The organism is Streptomyces sp. AgN23, from assembly GCF_001598115.1.
In the GTDB taxonomy this organism is placed as follows: domain Bacteria; phylum Actinomycetota; class Actinomycetes; order Streptomycetales; family Streptomycetaceae; genus Streptomyces; species Streptomyces antimycoticus.
In genome coordinates, this window is the sequence record NZ_CP007153.1 from 8,368,526 (window position 1) to 8,383,265 (window position 14,740).

General features: G+C 70.9%; 13 protein-coding genes and 1 pseudogene. 13 read left to right on the plus strand and 1 reads right to left on the minus strand.

Annotated elements, in window-relative coordinates; translation table 11 throughout:
* The first annotated feature begins 10 nt into the window (after window positions 1-10).
* The 4 genes from AS97_RS36255 to AS97_RS36270 all read left to right on the plus strand — a co-directional run bounded on the left by AS97_RS36255 (window position 11) and on the right by AS97_RS36270 (window position 3,109).
* Window positions 11-883 carry a glycosyltransferase gene (locus tag AS97_RS36255; RefSeq protein WP_125758905.1) on the plus strand — a complete coding sequence of 291 codons (873 nt, stop codon included), beginning with the start codon at window positions 11-13 and terminating at the stop codon, window positions 881-883.
* 79 nt (window positions 884-962) lie between these two features.
* Entirely contained in the window at window positions 963-1,898 is a 936-nt protein-coding gene (locus AS97_RS36260; protein ID WP_059144328.1) for an ABC transporter permease, read from the plus strand.
* 31 nt (window positions 1,899-1,929) lie between these two features.
* A complete protein-coding gene (locus AS97_RS36265; protein ID WP_086708341.1) occupies window positions 1,930-2,724 on the plus strand; it encodes an ABC transporter ATP-binding protein in 795 nt (264 codons plus the stop codon).
* 55 nt (window positions 2,725-2,779) lie between these two features.
* Window positions 2,780-3,109: a hypothetical protein gene (locus AS97_RS36270; RefSeq protein ID WP_125758907.1), complete on the plus strand. Its 330-nt coding sequence runs from the start codon at window positions 2,780-2,782 to the stop codon at window positions 3,107-3,109.
* 56 nt (window positions 3,110-3,165) lie between these two features.
* Here AS97_RS36270 and AS97_RS36275 read toward each other — a convergent pair whose 3' ends face one another.
* The gene (locus AS97_RS36275; protein ID WP_125758909.1) at window positions 3,166-3,438 is read right to left on the minus strand and encodes a hypothetical protein; all 273 of its coding nucleotides are present in this window, start codon (window positions 3,436-3,438) and stop codon (window positions 3,166-3,168) included.
* A 773-nt stretch (window positions 3,439-4,211) separates the two neighbouring features.
* Between AS97_RS36275 and AS97_RS47880 the strand changes: the two are divergent.
* The 9 genes and pseudogenes from AS97_RS47880 to hpnH all read left to right on the plus strand — a co-directional run.
* Window positions 4,212-4,664 (plus strand): annotated as a pseudogene (locus AS97_RS47880) (IS701 family transposase); the annotation flags it as partial.
* A 721-nt stretch (window positions 4,665-5,385) separates the two neighbouring features.
* A complete protein-coding gene (locus AS97_RS36280; RefSeq protein WP_059144333.1) occupies window positions 5,386-6,126 on the plus strand; it encodes a TetR family transcriptional regulator in 741 nt (246 codons plus the stop codon).
* 440 nt (window positions 6,127-6,566) lie between these two features.
* Window positions 6,567-7,430 (plus strand): squalene synthase HpnC, encoded by an 864-nt coding sequence (hpnC, locus tag AS97_RS36285; RefSeq protein WP_125758915.1) that lies wholly within the window; start codon window positions 6,567-6,569, stop codon window positions 7,428-7,430.
* A gap of 8 nt (window positions 7,431-7,438) precedes the next feature.
* Entirely contained in the window at window positions 7,439-8,389 is a 951-nt protein-coding gene (hpnD, locus tag AS97_RS36290; RefSeq protein ID WP_059144351.1) for a presqualene diphosphate synthase HpnD, read from the plus strand.
* Window positions 8,386-9,870: a hydroxysqualene dehydroxylase HpnE gene (hpnE, locus tag AS97_RS36295; protein WP_247204606.1), complete on the plus strand. Its 1,485-nt coding sequence runs from the start codon at window positions 8,386-8,388 to the stop codon at window positions 9,868-9,870. The genes hpnD and hpnE overlap by 4 nt, the downstream gene beginning before the upstream one ends.
* Window positions 9,867-10,964 (plus strand): polyprenyl synthetase family protein, encoded by a 1,098-nt coding sequence (locus tag AS97_RS36300; protein ID WP_059144335.1) that lies wholly within the window; start codon window positions 9,867-9,869, stop codon window positions 10,962-10,964. The genes hpnE and AS97_RS36300 overlap by 4 nt, the downstream gene beginning before the upstream one ends.
* A gap of 104 nt (window positions 10,965-11,068) precedes the next feature.
* Window positions 11,069-13,015: a squalene--hopene cyclase gene (shc, locus tag AS97_RS36305; RefSeq protein WP_059144336.1), complete on the plus strand. Its 1,947-nt coding sequence runs from the start codon at window positions 11,069-11,071 to the stop codon at window positions 13,013-13,015.
* On the plus strand, window positions 13,015-13,761 hold the full coding sequence (locus AS97_RS36310) for a 1-hydroxy-2-methyl-2-butenyl 4-diphosphate reductase (protein ID WP_210566388.1): 747 nt from the start codon (window positions 13,015-13,017) through the stop codon (window positions 13,759-13,761). Before shc ends, AS97_RS36310 begins: the two co-directional genes overlap by 1 nt.
* A complete protein-coding gene (hpnH, locus tag AS97_RS36315; RefSeq protein WP_059144338.1) occupies window positions 13,712-14,737 on the plus strand; it encodes an adenosyl-hopene transferase HpnH in 1,026 nt (341 codons plus the stop codon). The genes AS97_RS36310 and hpnH overlap by 50 nt, the downstream gene beginning before the upstream one ends.
* Window positions 14,738-14,740 lie beyond the last annotated feature (3 nt).

Below are 14,740 nucleotides of genomic sequence, written 5' to 3' on the forward strand. Positions count from 1 at the left end.
CATGAGCGTCATGAAGGTCGGAGCGGTCGTCCTCACGATGGGCAATCGCCCCGAGGAGCTGCGCGAACTCCTCGACTCGGTCGCCAAGCAGGACGGCGACCCGGTCGAGGTGGTCGTCGTGGGCAACGGCTCACCGCTGCCCGCGCTCCCCGAGGACGTACGGAGCATCGAGCTGCCCGAGAACGTGGGCATCCCGGCGGGCCGCAACGTGGGCATCGAGGCGTTCGGACCCGGCGGGTCGGACGTCGACGTACTGCTCTTCCTCGACGACGACGGGTTGCTGCCGGGCACCGACACGGCCGAGCTGTGCCGCCGGGCGTTCGCCGATGATCCGGAGCTGGGCATCATCTCGTTCCGCATCGCCGACCCCGACACCGGCGTCACCCAGCGTCGCCATGTGCCCCGGCTGCGTGCCTCCGACCCCCTGCGCTCCTCCCGGGTGACCACCTTCCTGGGCGGTGCCAACGCGGTCCGTACCACGGTGTTCCAGCAGGTCGGAGGGTTGCCGGACGACTTCTTCTACGCGCATGAGGAGACCGATCTGGCCTGGCGGGCGCTGGATGCCGGCTGGATGATCGATTACCGGTCGGACATGGTGCTGCACCATCCGACCACCGCACCGAGCAGGCACGCGGTCTACCACCGGATGGTGGCCCGCAACCGGGTCTGGCTGGCCCGGCGTAACCTTCCTGCGCTGCTCGTGCCCGTCTATCTGGGCGTCTGGCTGCTGCTCACACTGGCCAGGCGTCCGTCGAAAACCGCACTTCGGGCCTGGTTCGGAGGGTTCCGCGAAGGCTGGAAGACACCGTGTGGTCCACGCCACCCCATGAAGTGGCGTACGGTATGGCGCCTGACCCGACTGGGCCGACCTCCTGTCATCTGACAAGCTCGTATCGAAGAGCATCGGGCGTGACCCGGGGCGCGGCCCCGCTCAGCGCACCCTGAAGACGAAAGTGTCAACTGTGAGCGAGACTACGCACGACGGTGCGGTAGCCGTGAGTGGCCCGCCATCAGCCGACGACGGACTGTCCCCGTCCGAACTGGCGCGGAAGTACGAGCTGTCGGTGAGCGGCGCCCGGGTGGGCCTCGGCGAGTACATCCGCCAGATGTGGGGCCGGCGTCACTTCATCATGGCCTTCTCGTCGGCCAAGCTCACTGCCCAGTACAGCCAGGCCAAGCTGGGCCAGGTGTGGCAGGTGGCGACCCCGCTGCTCAACGCGGCGGTGTACTTCTTCATCTTCGGCATGCTGCTGAAGAGCAGCCGCGGTATGGCGAACGACATGTACATCCCGTTCCTGGTGACGGGTGTGTTCGTCTTCACCTTCACCCAGGCGTCCGCCATGGCGGGCGTACGAGCGATCTCCGGGAATCTCGGGCTGGTGCGGGCCCTGCACTTCCCGCGCGCCTCGCTCCCCATCTCGTTCGCGCTCCAGCAGCTCCAGCAGCTGCTGTTCTCGATGATCGTGCTGGTCATCGTGTTGCTGGGCTTCGGTCACTTCCCGTCGTTCGCGTGGCTGCTGATCGTTCCCACACTGGCGCTCCAGTTCGTCTTCAACACCGGGCTTTCGCTGATCATGGCCCGGCTGGGAGCCAAGACCCCGGACCTCGCTCAGCTGCTGCCCTTCATCCTCCGTACGTGGATGTACGCGTCCGGCGTGATGTTCCCGCTGGCCCGCACCCTCGAACACGCGGGGGCGAGCAAGTGGATCTCGGACGCCATGCTGGGGAATCCGGCGGCGGTCTACATGGACCTGATGCGGTACGCGCTGATCGACGACTACACCGGGGCCAATCTGCCGCCGCATGTGTGGGCGCTGGCCGTGGGCTGGGCGGTTCTCTTCGGTGCCGGGGGATTCGTGTACTTCTGGAAGGCAGAGGAGCAGTACGGCCGTGGCTGAGCAAACCCTCGACAAAGGTGCCCAGACGGAGCTGGCCGGCCAGGCCGCTCAGGCGGCTTCCGGGCGGGCGCGGGTGCCCACCGTCATCGCCGACGACGTCCATATCGTCTACCGGGTCAACGGCGGCCCCAAGGGGAAGGGCAGTGCCACCGCCGCCCTGAGCCGTTTGCTGGGGCGGAAGAACGCGCCGGGCATGCGTGAGGTGCACGCGGTGCGCGGGGTCACCTTCGTGGCGTACAAGGGCGAGTCGGTCGGTCTGATCGGGTCCAATGGCTCGGGGAAGTCGACTCTGCTGAAGGCGGTGGCGGGGCTGCTGCCCACCGAGCGGGGCAAGGTGTACACCAACGGCCAGCCGTCGCTGCTGGGGGTGAACGCGGCGCTGATGAACGACCTGACCGGTGAGCGGAATGTGATCCTCGGTGGTCTGGCCATGGGGATGTCGCGGGAGCAGGTCCGGGAGCGCTACCAGGACATCGTGGACTTCTCGGGCATCAACGAGAAGGGCGACTTCATCACCCTGCCGATGCGCACGTACTCCTCCGGTATGGCGGCCCGGCTGCGCTTCTCCATCGCCGCGGCCAAGGACCACGATGTGCTGATGATCGACGAGGCGCTGGCCACCGGCGACAGGAAGTTCCAGAAGCGCTCCGAGGCCCGTATCCGCGAGCTCCGCCAGGAGGCCGGCACGGTCTTCCTCGTCAGCCACAACAACAAGTCGATCCGGGACACCTGTGACCGGGTGCTGTGGCTGGAGAAGGGCGAGCTGCTGATGGACGGCCCGACCGACGAGGTCATCAAGGCATACGAGAAGGAGACCGGCAAGTAGCCGGTCGGCGAACGCCACTTGTAGAGCATCAGGCCCCGCCGGGCAACTCGCGTACGTGGACGAGCCGCTCGGCGGCGTCGGGGCGGGGCGTGGGGAACGGGCCGCGCACGAGATCCTGTTGTGCGGTGTGCCCGTGCCCGAACACGCCCGTTACCTGGGCGCGGCCGGTGGTCTCGCCGTCCTCAAGGCGCTGCACCGGCCGGCCGGGACCGTGGAGGTCGCCACCGACGAGAGCGAGGGCGCCGCCGGGGCCCGGCTCCGGCTCACCATCCCGGGTGACGGCCGGGAGCCCGGCGGCACGCGGTTCGAGGGCCGGGATTCCCGGCCCACTGGAAGGCGACGACGACAGTCCGTCCCGCATCCGTCGCCCAGCCGCCGGCCCTGACACAAGGCACTGTCCGGGCGACGCATGCACAGCGGTCAAGCGCCCGCTCGCACGCCTCAGCCCCGACGAACTGCTGCGTCAGGTCGGCGTGCGGCACGGCGACGTGCCCACCACGACAGCGGCGGCGCGGTAGCGGCGTTGACGGCCCGGCCGAAGGTCGCCAGGGCCGCTTCCATACGCATGGTGTCCTCCACGTCCGACAGGGGGTTCAACAGCTGCTCGGTGGCGGTGACGACGGCCGGGTCGGAGCAGCGCATGAGCGGGGCGGCCGCAGTGGCGGCCCGGGTGAGCGGCTCCCGCACGGCGGCCACGGTCTGCTTGCTCGCCACCCGCTCCCGGCACAGTGCCTGACGCTGTCGGGTTCTTGGCTTCCGCTGTGTACGTGCATTGCGCGTAGTGGGATGTTGGAGGGTCGGCGCCGGTCGGGCCGGCTGGCCGTTAAGGTCTTCCGGCTGTACGCCTACAGGGGCGGGCAGTACAGCCGTCGGCTTTTCCATCTGAGCACGGAACCGCGCGGTGCACTGAGTGTCCTCGCCGAACGCTCGCGAATGCCGTCCCCCAGGTGCGGGCACGTCTTCTTCCGGGCGGCTGCGGCCGGCCTGCCCAGTGATCATGGACACTTGACGGGCTGAGGCCATGCCCGAGGAACTGACCGGCGTGTCGTTCCCGCAGCCACTGCGATCCGCGACCACCGCCCGGCAGAGGCCACCACACACCGGTGGTGGGCCTGTTGCGCTGCGCCGCAAAGTCGCAGTCGGCGGCACGGAGGTCAGGGTGGAGCTGCCGTGCTCAGGGGCTCACCTCCTCGATCTGGTCATCCGAGAGAGCGGCCAGTCATTCCTGCTGCCGGCCGTTGCCTTCAAAGCGGTCTCCAGAACGCAGAAGGCTGTGCATGCTCGCGCCGCCGGGGACAGGAGCGCGGCGCGACGCGGGACGTACGAATGGCGCTTCTGGGGCGGGTCGAAGGGGACGATGACCGGGTGGCAGGGCGAGCACCAAGTCCTGCTCGGTGACGAGTCACGGACTTCCTCCGGGCGCTCGGCCGAGGTGAGCGTTCCTGGACCGAGAATGGGGCCCGCTGCCGGTCCGCCGGGATACGCACCTGCGAGGCGAGCTGGAGAGACGCGAGATCGGCTACGTACTCGCCTTCGCCTGCGACCACCAGATCACCACCGCCCGCGCGGGCAAGTTCCGCGCCGACGCACTGGTCAAGAAGCCGCCCAAGTGGGCCCGGCAGAAGCTCTCCGCCGGCGCGGGCGCCAAGGGCACCGCTTCTACGACTGGGCCCTGGCCGATATCGCCGACGACCGGCCCGGCCACCACCAGCTCCTCGTCCGCCGCGATCGACGCACCCGTGAACTGGCCTTCTACCGCTGCTACTCAGCCACCCAGGTGCCACTGTCCACCCTGGTGCGAGTCGCCGGACGCGGATGGACCGTTCCGAGGAGACTTCCAGTCCGGCAAGGGCCTGGCCGGACTCGATGAGCACCAAGTCAGAAGCTGGACGTCCTGGCTCCGCTGGGTCACCCTCGCCATGCTCGCCCACGCCTTTCTCACCGAAAGCGGAATCGGAGTTCCGGGCCGGGCGGCGCCGTCGTCTTTCCCGATTTCGCCCGCGCGGCCCGGTCCGGGATACCCGGTACGCCGTCAGAAGCGGCGGATCGCGACAGCGGGGCGTTATCCACGGGACGCGGTTACTTTTCGAGGGAAAGGCGTCCCGTGGCGATGGCCACGAGAATGCGGAAGACCTGCCGTGCGCCCCGAAGGGCAAGGCCCGTACCGACCGCACGGCCGCGCTCCGGCGCCGGGTGACGTCTTCCGGCGAGTCGCGGAAGCCGTCTACCGGGCCGAGCCGGAAATCCACCGATCCGACCGGTCGGTTTTCTCGACGCTCCTGGTGGAAGGGGTGGGCGGAGCCCAATCCCCAGGAGCCCCCGGGCGGGTGAGAACGTCTTTTCACGATCGTTACGGCCGTTTACCCCAAGGTGGTGCCGAGTGTGGCCGTCCACCCTGCCCCGGCCGCGTCCGAGAGCACTCGCACGCGATGACCCCGAATAAATTTCCGACGCATGTACGGACGCTCCCGCGCCCCCGGGTGACCCGGACGGTGGTCGCTGAGCCATCCGGCGGGGCAACCCCGCGGATCTGTGGCAGGGTCGGGGGACTAGCAGTTGAACCAGAGCCGCTGTCACCACCGCTGTTCACTAAACGGAGGCGCTGTATCGTGTGCGTGTACGCCGGGTTGTCGAGCGGCGCAGCATCAGGGAGGGGGACGCGTGTCGCCAGGGGAAGCGCACGTCGCACCGTACTCACGGCGCGAGCGCCTGCGCATCGCGACCATCCGTGAAATCAAGGACGTCGCCCGGACGCTCCTGGTTCAGGAGGGCCCGGAAAATGTGACCATCCGCGCCATCGCGCGTGAGATGGGCATGACCGCGCCGGCCGTCTACCGCTACTTCAGTAGTCGGGATGCGCTGATCCTTCAGTTACGCGTGGACATTTTCGAGGAGATGGCCCGCTTCATGCGCGGGGTCCTCGGTCAGCATCCCGAGGAGGAGCCGGGCCGCCGGTGGATCAGCGGTGCCCGGGCGCTGCGCGTCTGGGCGATCAAGCACCCCCATGAGTTCGGGCTCATCCTCGGCCCGTGGGCCCCGGGGCTCGGCCGTGAGGAGACCAAGCCCGAGCGCCATATGAGCTGGGTCTTCGGCTCCGTCTTCTCCGATCTGGTCGCCGATCTGTGGCGGGTGCGCGGTTTCCCCGCCCCGGAGGTCGAGGAACTCGACCCCGGGCTCGCGCGCACCCTGACCGCGCTCAGCGAGGACCAGGACGTCGACATGCCCCCCGGCGCCATCGCCGTGATGCTCCGCTGCTGGGTGCGGCTGTACGGGGTGATCTCCATGGAGGCGCTCGGCCATATGTCCTTCGCGCTCTCCGAGGGCCAGCACTTCTTCGAGTTCGAGCTCCGCGATCTGTGCCGTGTGCTGGACATCGCCGAGTTCTACGAAGAGGTCGTCTGAGGCCACGCGCCGGCCCCCCGGAGACCGGCCCGGGGGCGTTCGCCGGTCACCCGCCCGGCGCCACATCGGAGGTCACATCGGGGTATCGCCCCGTATACCTGTACACCGAGAGGCGTAAGCTGTGGCAGTCACCGTCCGGATCATGCCGGAGCCGGGCCGTTGTCCCCTGTTCGGGGGCCAGGGGCCGGAGCCCGTTGACAAGACGGAGCGGCGTGTCCGGATCGTGCCGACCCTGGTAACCGGTGTAGAACGGGGGATGTGACGGCATTGGCTAGACGGCCCATCTCCAGCGCTCCCGCGGGGCCCGGTCGCCGGGGTCCACGTGGCGTCCTGGGTCTCGCCCGTACGCCTGGCTGTCCACGGTGACCGTCGAGGACGAGCGCAGCGGGTCCCATACCACGTCGAGCAGCCGCAGCGGCGGGCAGGAAGCCGCTCGTGCCGTGCTCGACAAGGCCGCCCACGAGAACTTCCCGGTGGCCCCCTTCTTCCTGCCCCGCGCCTGGCGCACCGATCTGATGGCCGTCTACGGCTACGCCCGGCTGGTCGACGACATCGGCGACGGCGATCTGGCCCCCGGCGGCGCCGACGCCGAGCTGCTCGGGCTGGACCGCGACCAGGCGGGCGACGCGCTCGCGATGCTGGACGCGTTCGAGGCCGACCTCCACCGGGTCTTCCAGCCCTTCGGGGAGCCGCGCCATCCGCTGCTGGCGGCCCTGCGCCCCACCGTCCACCGCCACGGGCTCACCCCCGAGCCCTTCCGCGGCCTGATCGAGGCCAACCGCCAGGACCAGCGGATCCGGCGGTACGCCACCTACCAGGAGCTTCTCGACTACTGCGAGCTGTCCGCCAACCCGGTCGGACGGCTCGTCCTCGGCATCACCGGCACCGCGAGCCCCGAGCGGATCCGCCACTCGGACGCCATCTGCACCGCCCTGCAGATCATCGAGCATCTGCAGGACGTGGCCGAGGACCTCCGCAGGGACCGCGTCTATCTGCCCGCCGAGGACATGAAACGCTTCGGTGTGACCGAGGTCGACCTCGCCGTCCCCAGCGGCGGCGCACGGTTGCGCGCGCTGGTCGCGAAGGAGGCGGAACGCGCCGCTGCCCTGCTGAATGAAGGCACCCCCCTGGTGGGTAGCGTCCACGGCAGGCTCAAGGTGCTGCTCGCCGGATTCGTGGCCGGGGGGCGGGCCGCTTTGCGGGCGGTCGCGGCCGCGGGACATGACGTACTCCCTGGACCGCCCAGGCCCACCAAGCTCAGCCTGCTGCGCGAGGTGGGGGCGACACTGCGAAGAGAGGGGTGAGCCGGACCGTGGAGGGATCTCCGCACGCGTCCGCGCCAGTGCTCGCGGCGTACCGCTATTGCGAGGCCGTGACCGGGCACCAGGCCCGCAACTTCGCCTACGGCATCAGGCTGCTGCCGACGGAGAAGCGCCATGCGATGTCGGCCCTGTACGCCTTCTCCCGACGGGTGGACGACATCGGCGACGGCCCCCTCGACCCGGAGGCCAAGCGGGCCCGGCTGGCGGACACCCGCGCCCTGCTGGACCGGATGCGGGGCGGCGGGATCGAGGAGGACGACACCGACCCCGTCGCCGTCGCCCTCGCCCATGCCGCACACCGCTTCCCGATCCCGCTCGACGCGCTGGACGAGCTGATCGACGGCGTGCTGATGGACGTGGCCGGGCAGACCTACGAGACCTGGGACGACCTCAAGGTCTACTGCCGCTGTGTGGCGGGTGCCATCGGACGGCTGTCGCTCGGCGTCTTCGGGACCGCCCCCGGCACCGGCCACAGCGAGGACGAGCTCGAGCGCGCCCCGTACTACGCCGACACCCTCGGGCTGGCCCTGCAGCTGACCAACATCCTCCGGGACGTCCGCGAGGACGCCGCCACCGGGCGCACCTATCTGCCCGCCGACGACCTGGCCAAATTCGGCTGCGCCGACGCGTTCCGCGGCTCGACCGCACCGCCGGACGCCGACTTCACCGGCCTGGTCCACTTCGAGGTGCGCCGGGCCAGGGCGCTCTTCGCCGAGGGCTTCCGGCTGCTGCCGCTGCTGGACCGGCGCAGCGGGGCGTGTGTGTCCGCGATGGCGGGCATCTACCGCAGACTCCTGGACCGGATCGCCAAGGATCCCGCGGCCGTCCTGCGCGGCCGCGTCTCGCTGCCGGGGCACGAGAAGGCGTACGTGGCGGTGCGCGGGCTGGCCGGTCTTGACGCCCGCGCGGTCGGGCGCCGCGGCACCGGGAGGCCGGTGTGACCCACTCGACCCTGGGCCCCGCCCCGGCCGCCAGACGCAGCCCCGCCGGGCGGAGCGCGCTGGTGATCGGCGGCGGGCTCGCCGGTACGGCGGCGGCGCTCGAGCTGGCCGACGCCGGGCTGCGGGTCACCCTGGTCGAGGGCCGCCCCCGGCTGGGCGGCCTCGCCTTCTCCTTCCACCGCTCCTCCCCGGCGGGCGAGCTGACCGTCGACAACGGCCAGCATGTCCACCTGCGCTGCTGCACCGCCTACCAGTGGTTCCTGGACCGGGTCGGCGCCGCCCGACTCGCCCCGCTCCAGGGCCGGTTGGACATTCCCGTCCTCGACGCCCAGGGGCGGAGCGGGCGGCGGCTCGGCCGGCTGCGCCGCACCGCCCTGCCGGTGCCGCTCCATCTGTCCAAGAGCCTGGCCACCTACCCCCATCTCTCCCTCGCCGAGCGCGCCCAGGTGGGCCGCGCCGCGCTCGCCCTGGGCCGGCTCGACCCCCAGGACCCGGCGCTGGACGGGGTGGACTTCGCCGGCTGGCTGCGCCGCCACGGCCAGTCGCCGCGCGCCGTCGAGGCGCTGTGGGACCTGGTCGGCGTGGCCACGCTCAACGCCACCGCGCGGAACGCCTCGCTGGGCCTTGCCGCGATGGTCTTCAAGACCGGGCTGCTCTCCCGGCCCGACGCCGCCGACATCGGCTGGGCCCGCGCCCCGCTCGGCGAGCTGCACCACACCCACGCCCACCGCGCCCTGGACGCGGCGGGCGTGACGACCGAGCTGCGCACCCGGGTCACCGCCGTGGCCCGCACCCCCGAGGGCCGCTGGAGCGTGGCCATGGCCGGGCGGCCGGAGGACGAGCCGCCGGCCGAGGCGGACGTGCTGGTTCTGGCGGTCCCGCAGCGTGAGGCGCACGCCCTGCTGCCCGACGGCGCCCTGAAGGACCCCGGGAAGCTGCTGCGCATCGGCACCGCGCCGATCCTCAATCTGCATGTGATCTACGACCGCACGGTGCTGCGCCGCCCGTTCTTCGCCGCGATCGGCTCCCCCGTCCAGTGGGTCTTCGACCGTACGGACGCCTCGGGGCTCAGGGACGCGCCCGGGGCCGGGGACAGCCAGTATCTGGCGGTGTCGCAGTCCGCCGCGTACGACGACATCGACCGCCCGGTGGCCGAGCTGCGCGACCGCTATCTGCCCGAGCTGGAGCGGCTGCTTCCGGTCGCCCGCGGGGCAGAGGTGCGCGACTTCTTCGTCACCCGGGAGCGCACCGCCACCTTCGCCCCCGTTCCCGGCGTCGGCCTTCTGCGGCCGTCCGCCCCGACCGACGCGCCCGGCCTCTACCTGGCCGGTGCGTGGACCGCCACCGGCTGGCCCGCGACCATGGAGGGCGCCGTGCGCAGCGGTCTTTCCGCCGCCCGGGCGGCCCTCAGCCACCTCGGCCGCTCGCATGTGAACTCTCTCCCCGCCCCGGGCGGGGAGACGCCCAAGGAGGCGGCATGAGCACCACCACCAAGAACAGAGGAGAGACCGTGACCCCGGCGACCCCAGCTGTCGACACCGCAGGAGTCATGGCGCTGCTGGAACGCGGCCGCACGCTCGCCACGCCGGTGCTGCGCGCCGCCGTGGACCGGCTGGCCCCGCCCATGGACACCGTCGCCGCGTACCACTTCGGCTGGATCGACGCCGAGGGCAACCCGGCGGAGGGCGACGGCGGCAAGGCCGTGCGCCCCGCGCTCGCCCTGCTGTCGGCCGAGGCGGCGGGCGCCGCGCCCGAGGCCGGGGTGCCCGGCGCGGTCGCGGTCGAGCTGGTGCACAACTTCTCGTTGCTCCACGACGACCTGATGGACGGGGACGAGCAGCGCCGCCACCGCGACACCGTCTGGAAGGTGCACGGTCCGGCCCAGGCCATCCTGGTCGGTGACGCCCTGTTCGCCCTGGCCAACGAAATACTGCTGGAGCTCGGCACCGCGGACGCCGGGCGGGCCACCCGCCGGCTCACCGCCGCCACCCGCAAACTCATCGACGGCCAGGCCCAGGACATCTCCTACGAGCACCGCGAGCGGGTCACCGTCGAGGAGTGCCTGGAGATGGAGGGCAACAAGACCGGCGCCCTGCTCGCCTGCGCCGCCTCCATCGGCGCCGTGCTCGGCGGCGCCGACGAGCACACCGCCGACACCCTGGAGCGCTACGGCTACCACCTGGGCCTCGCCTTCCAGGCCGTCGACGACCTGCTCGGCATCTGGGGCGACCCGGAGGCGACCGGCAAGCGGACCTGGAGCGATCTGCGTCAGCGCAAGAAGTCCCTGCCCGTGGTCGCCGCGCTCGCCGCCGGCGGCCCGGACTCCGAGCGGCTCGCCCAGATCCTCGCGGCCGACGCGCACAAGCCCGAAAAGGAGTTCGCCGACTTCTCGGAGGAGGAGTTCGCCGTCCGCGCCGCGCTGATCGAACAGTCAGGTGGCCGGGACTGGACCTCCCAGGAGGCCCGCCGACAGCATGCGACCGCCATGGAGGCGCTGGACTCGGTGGACATGCCCGCCGAGATCCGGGCCCGGTTCGTGGCGCTCGCCGATTTCGTCGTCGTACGAGAGAGATGATCGCCATGGACCGCTAGTTCGCAGTCGCCGGCCGGCATCCAGCCGCGGTGCCGGCCGACGGAAGCCCCAAAGACGGCAGATGAGCACACTGCAGAGGGGAAGCCATGACAGCGACACCGACCGTCCAACCCTCCGAGTCATCCGAGTCCAAGACCTTAAGTGTCGCCCGTGAGGCGACGGCCCGTGCGGTGGAGCACCTGCTGTCCCGCCAGGACGAGCGGGGCTGGTGGAAGGGCGACCTGGAGACCAACGTCACCATGGACGCCGAGGATCTGATGCTCCGGCAGTTCCTCGGTATCCAGGACCCCGACACCCTCGACGCCGCGGCCCGTTTTCTCCGTTCCCAGCAGGGCGCCGACGGCACCTGGGCCTCCTTCCACGGCGGTCCGCCCGAGCTCTCCACCACCATCGAGGCGTATGTCGCCCTGCGGCTGGCCGGGGACGAGCCGGACGCGCCCCATATGGCCGCCGCCTCCGCCTGGGTGCGCTCCCGGGGCGGCATCGCGGCCGGCAGGGTGTTCACCCGGATCTGGCTGGCCCTCTTCGGCTGGTGGCGCTGGGAGGACCTGCCCGAGCTGCCACCGGAGATCATCTACTTCCCGAAGTGGCTGCCGCTCAACATCTACGACTTCGGCTGCTGGGCCCGGCAGACCATCGTGCCGCTGACGATCGTCTCGGCTAAACGCCCGGTGCGCCCGGCCCCCTTCCCCCTCGACGAGCTCCACACCGACCCCCGCAGACCCAATCCGCCCCGCCCGCCGGCCCCCATCGCCTCCTGGGACGGCGCCTTCCAGCGGCTGGACCGGGCCCTGCACGCCTACCACAAGGTCGCCTTCCGCCCGCTGCGCCGGGCCGCGCTGCGCTCCTGCGCCCGCTGGATCGTGGAGCGGCAGGAGAACGACGGCTGCTGGGGCGGCATCCAGCCACCCGCGGTCTACTCCGTCATCGCCCTCCATCTGCTCGGCTACGACCTCGACCACCCGGTGATGCGCGCCGGTCTGGAGTCGCTGGACCGCTTCGCGGTGTGGCGCGAGGACGGCAGCCGGATGATCGAAGCCTGCCAGTCCCCGGTCTGGGACACCTGCCTGGCCGCCATCGCGCTCGCCGACGCCGGGCTCGCCCCGGACCACCCGGCGCTGGTCAAGGCCGCCGACTGGATGCTGGCCGAGCAGATCGACCGGCCCGGCGACTGGTCGGTGCGGCGGCCCGGCCTCCCCTCCGGCGGCTGGGCGTTCGAATTCCACAACGACAACTACCCCGACATCGACGACACCGCCGAGGTCGTCCTGGCGCTGCGCCGGGTCGACCACCCCGAGCCCGAGCGGATCGAGGCGGCCGTGCGGCGCGCCATGCGCTGGACCCTGGGCATGCAGTCCAAGAACGGGGCGTGGGGCGCGTTCGACGTCGACAACACCAGCCCGCTGCCCAACAAGCTGCCGTTCTGCGACTTCGGTGAGGTCGTCGACCCGCCGTCGGCCGATGTCACCGCGCATGTCGTCGAGATGCTCGCCCACGAAGGGAGGACGTACGACGCCCGCACCCGGCGCGGTATCGCCTGGCTGCTGTCCGAGCAGGAGCCGAGCGGCGCCTGGTTCGGCCGCTGGGGCACCAACTACGTCTACGGCACCGGCTCCGTCGTCCCCGCGCTGATCGCCGCGGGCGTCCCCGCCTCCCATCCGGCGGTCCGCCGGGCCGTCCGCTGGCTGGAGAGCGTCCAGAACGAGGACGGCGGCTGGGGCGAGGACCAGCGCTCCTACCTCGACGCCGAGTGGATGGGCCGGGGCGCCTCCACCGCCTCGCAGACGGCGTGGGCGCTGCTCGCGCTGCTGGCGGCGGGGGAGCGGGACGGTGCGGCCGTCGAGCGCGGGGTCACCTGGCTCGCCGAGACCCAGCGGGAGGACGGCTCCTGGGACGAGCCGTACTTCACCGGTACCGGCTTCCCCTGGGACTTCTCCATCAACTACCACCTGTACCGGCAGGTCTTCCCGGTCACGGCACTCGGCCGATATGTCCACGGCGAGCCCACCGGGGCGCGACCGCGGAGCGGCTGATGTCCGCCGACCCGGCCCCGGAGGCCGGCGGTGCTCCGCTGCTGATCGCCTGTGCGCTCGGCATCGAGCGGTTCGCCCTGCGCGGCGCCGGACCCGGCGCCGCCGCCGGGCCCGTGACCGTGCTGCGCACGGGCATGGGGCCGCAGTCGGCCGAGCGCGCCGTGGGCCGGGCGCTGACCGGAGGGTCCGGTGAGCCCGGAGAGCCGGCGGTGTGCGGAGTGCCGCGCACCGCCGTCATCGCCACCGGCTTCTGTGCCGGACTGGCCCCCGGGATGCACCCCGGGGACATCGTTGTCGCCGACGAGACCCGCGATCCGGCGGGCCGCACCGTATGCACCGGCACCCGGATCCTCGCCGACGCCCTGTCATGTCCGCTCTCCGGCGGTCCCCGCTGGAGAGTTCACGTCGGCCCGGTCGTGGGCTCCGACCATGTGGTGCGCGGCGCGGAGCGGGCCGCACTGCACAGCACCGGCGCCATCGCGGTGGACATGGAGTCCGCCGCGACCCTGCGCACCGCCGTCAGCCACGGCGTCCGTCCGGTTGCGGCCGTCCGGGTGGTCGTGGACGCTCCAGAACATGAACTCGTCCGTATCGGCACGCTGCGCGGTGGAATATCAGCTTTCCGGGTATTGCGGACCGTTCTTCCCGCTTTCTTTCACTGGCACCGTTCTTCGCTGCTCCCAGGAGGTGAGCTAGATGGCCATGCCTCTCCGCCAGACCATCCGGGTCGCGACGTATCTCTTTGAACAGAAGATGATCAAGCGGCGGGACAAGTTCCCGCTGATCGTCGAGCTCGAGCCGCTGTTCGCGTGCAATCTCAAGTGCGAGGGCTGCGGAAAGATCCAGCATCCGGCAGGGGTCCTCAAACAGCGCATGCCCGTCGCCCAGGCGGTCGGCGCGGTGCTGGAGTCGGGTGCGCCGATGGTGTCCATCGCGGGCGGCGAGCCCCTGATGCACCCGCAGATCGATGAGATCGCACGGCAGCTGGTGCAGCGGAAGAAGTACGTCTTCCTGTGCACCAACGCGATGCTGCTGCGGAAGAAGATGCATCTGTTCACCCCCTCCCCGTACTTCGCCTTCGCGGTGCACATCGACGGGCTGCGGGAACGGCACGACGAATCGGTGGCGAAGGAGGGGGTGTTCGACGAGGCGGTGGAGGCCATCAAGGAGGCCAAGCGGCGCGGCTTCCGGGTCACCACCAATTCCACGTTCTTCAATACCGACACCCCGCAGACCGTCGTCGACGTGCTCGACTTCCTCAATGACGAGCTCCAGGTGGACGAGATGATGATCTCGCCCGCCTACGCCTATGAGAAGGCGCCCGACCAGGAGCACTTCCTGGGCGTCGAGCAGACCCGCGAGCTGTTCCGCAAGGCGTTCGCCGGAGGCAACCGGCGCCGCTGGCGGCTCAACCACAGCCCGCTCTTCCTCGATTTCCTCGAGGGCAAGGCGGACTTCCCGTGCACCGCGTGGGGCATCCCCAACTACTCGCTCTTCGGCTGGCAGCGCCCCTGCTATCTGATGAGCGACGGCTATGTCCCGACCTACCGCCAACTGGTCGAGGAGACCGACTGGGACAAGTACGGCCGCGGCAAGGATCCGCGCTGCGACAACTGCATGGCCCACTGCGGCTATGAGCCCACCGCGGTCCTGGCGACCATGGGCTCCCTCAAGGAGTCGCTGCGCGCCGCCCGGGAGACCGCCGGCGGAAACCACGGGTGACGC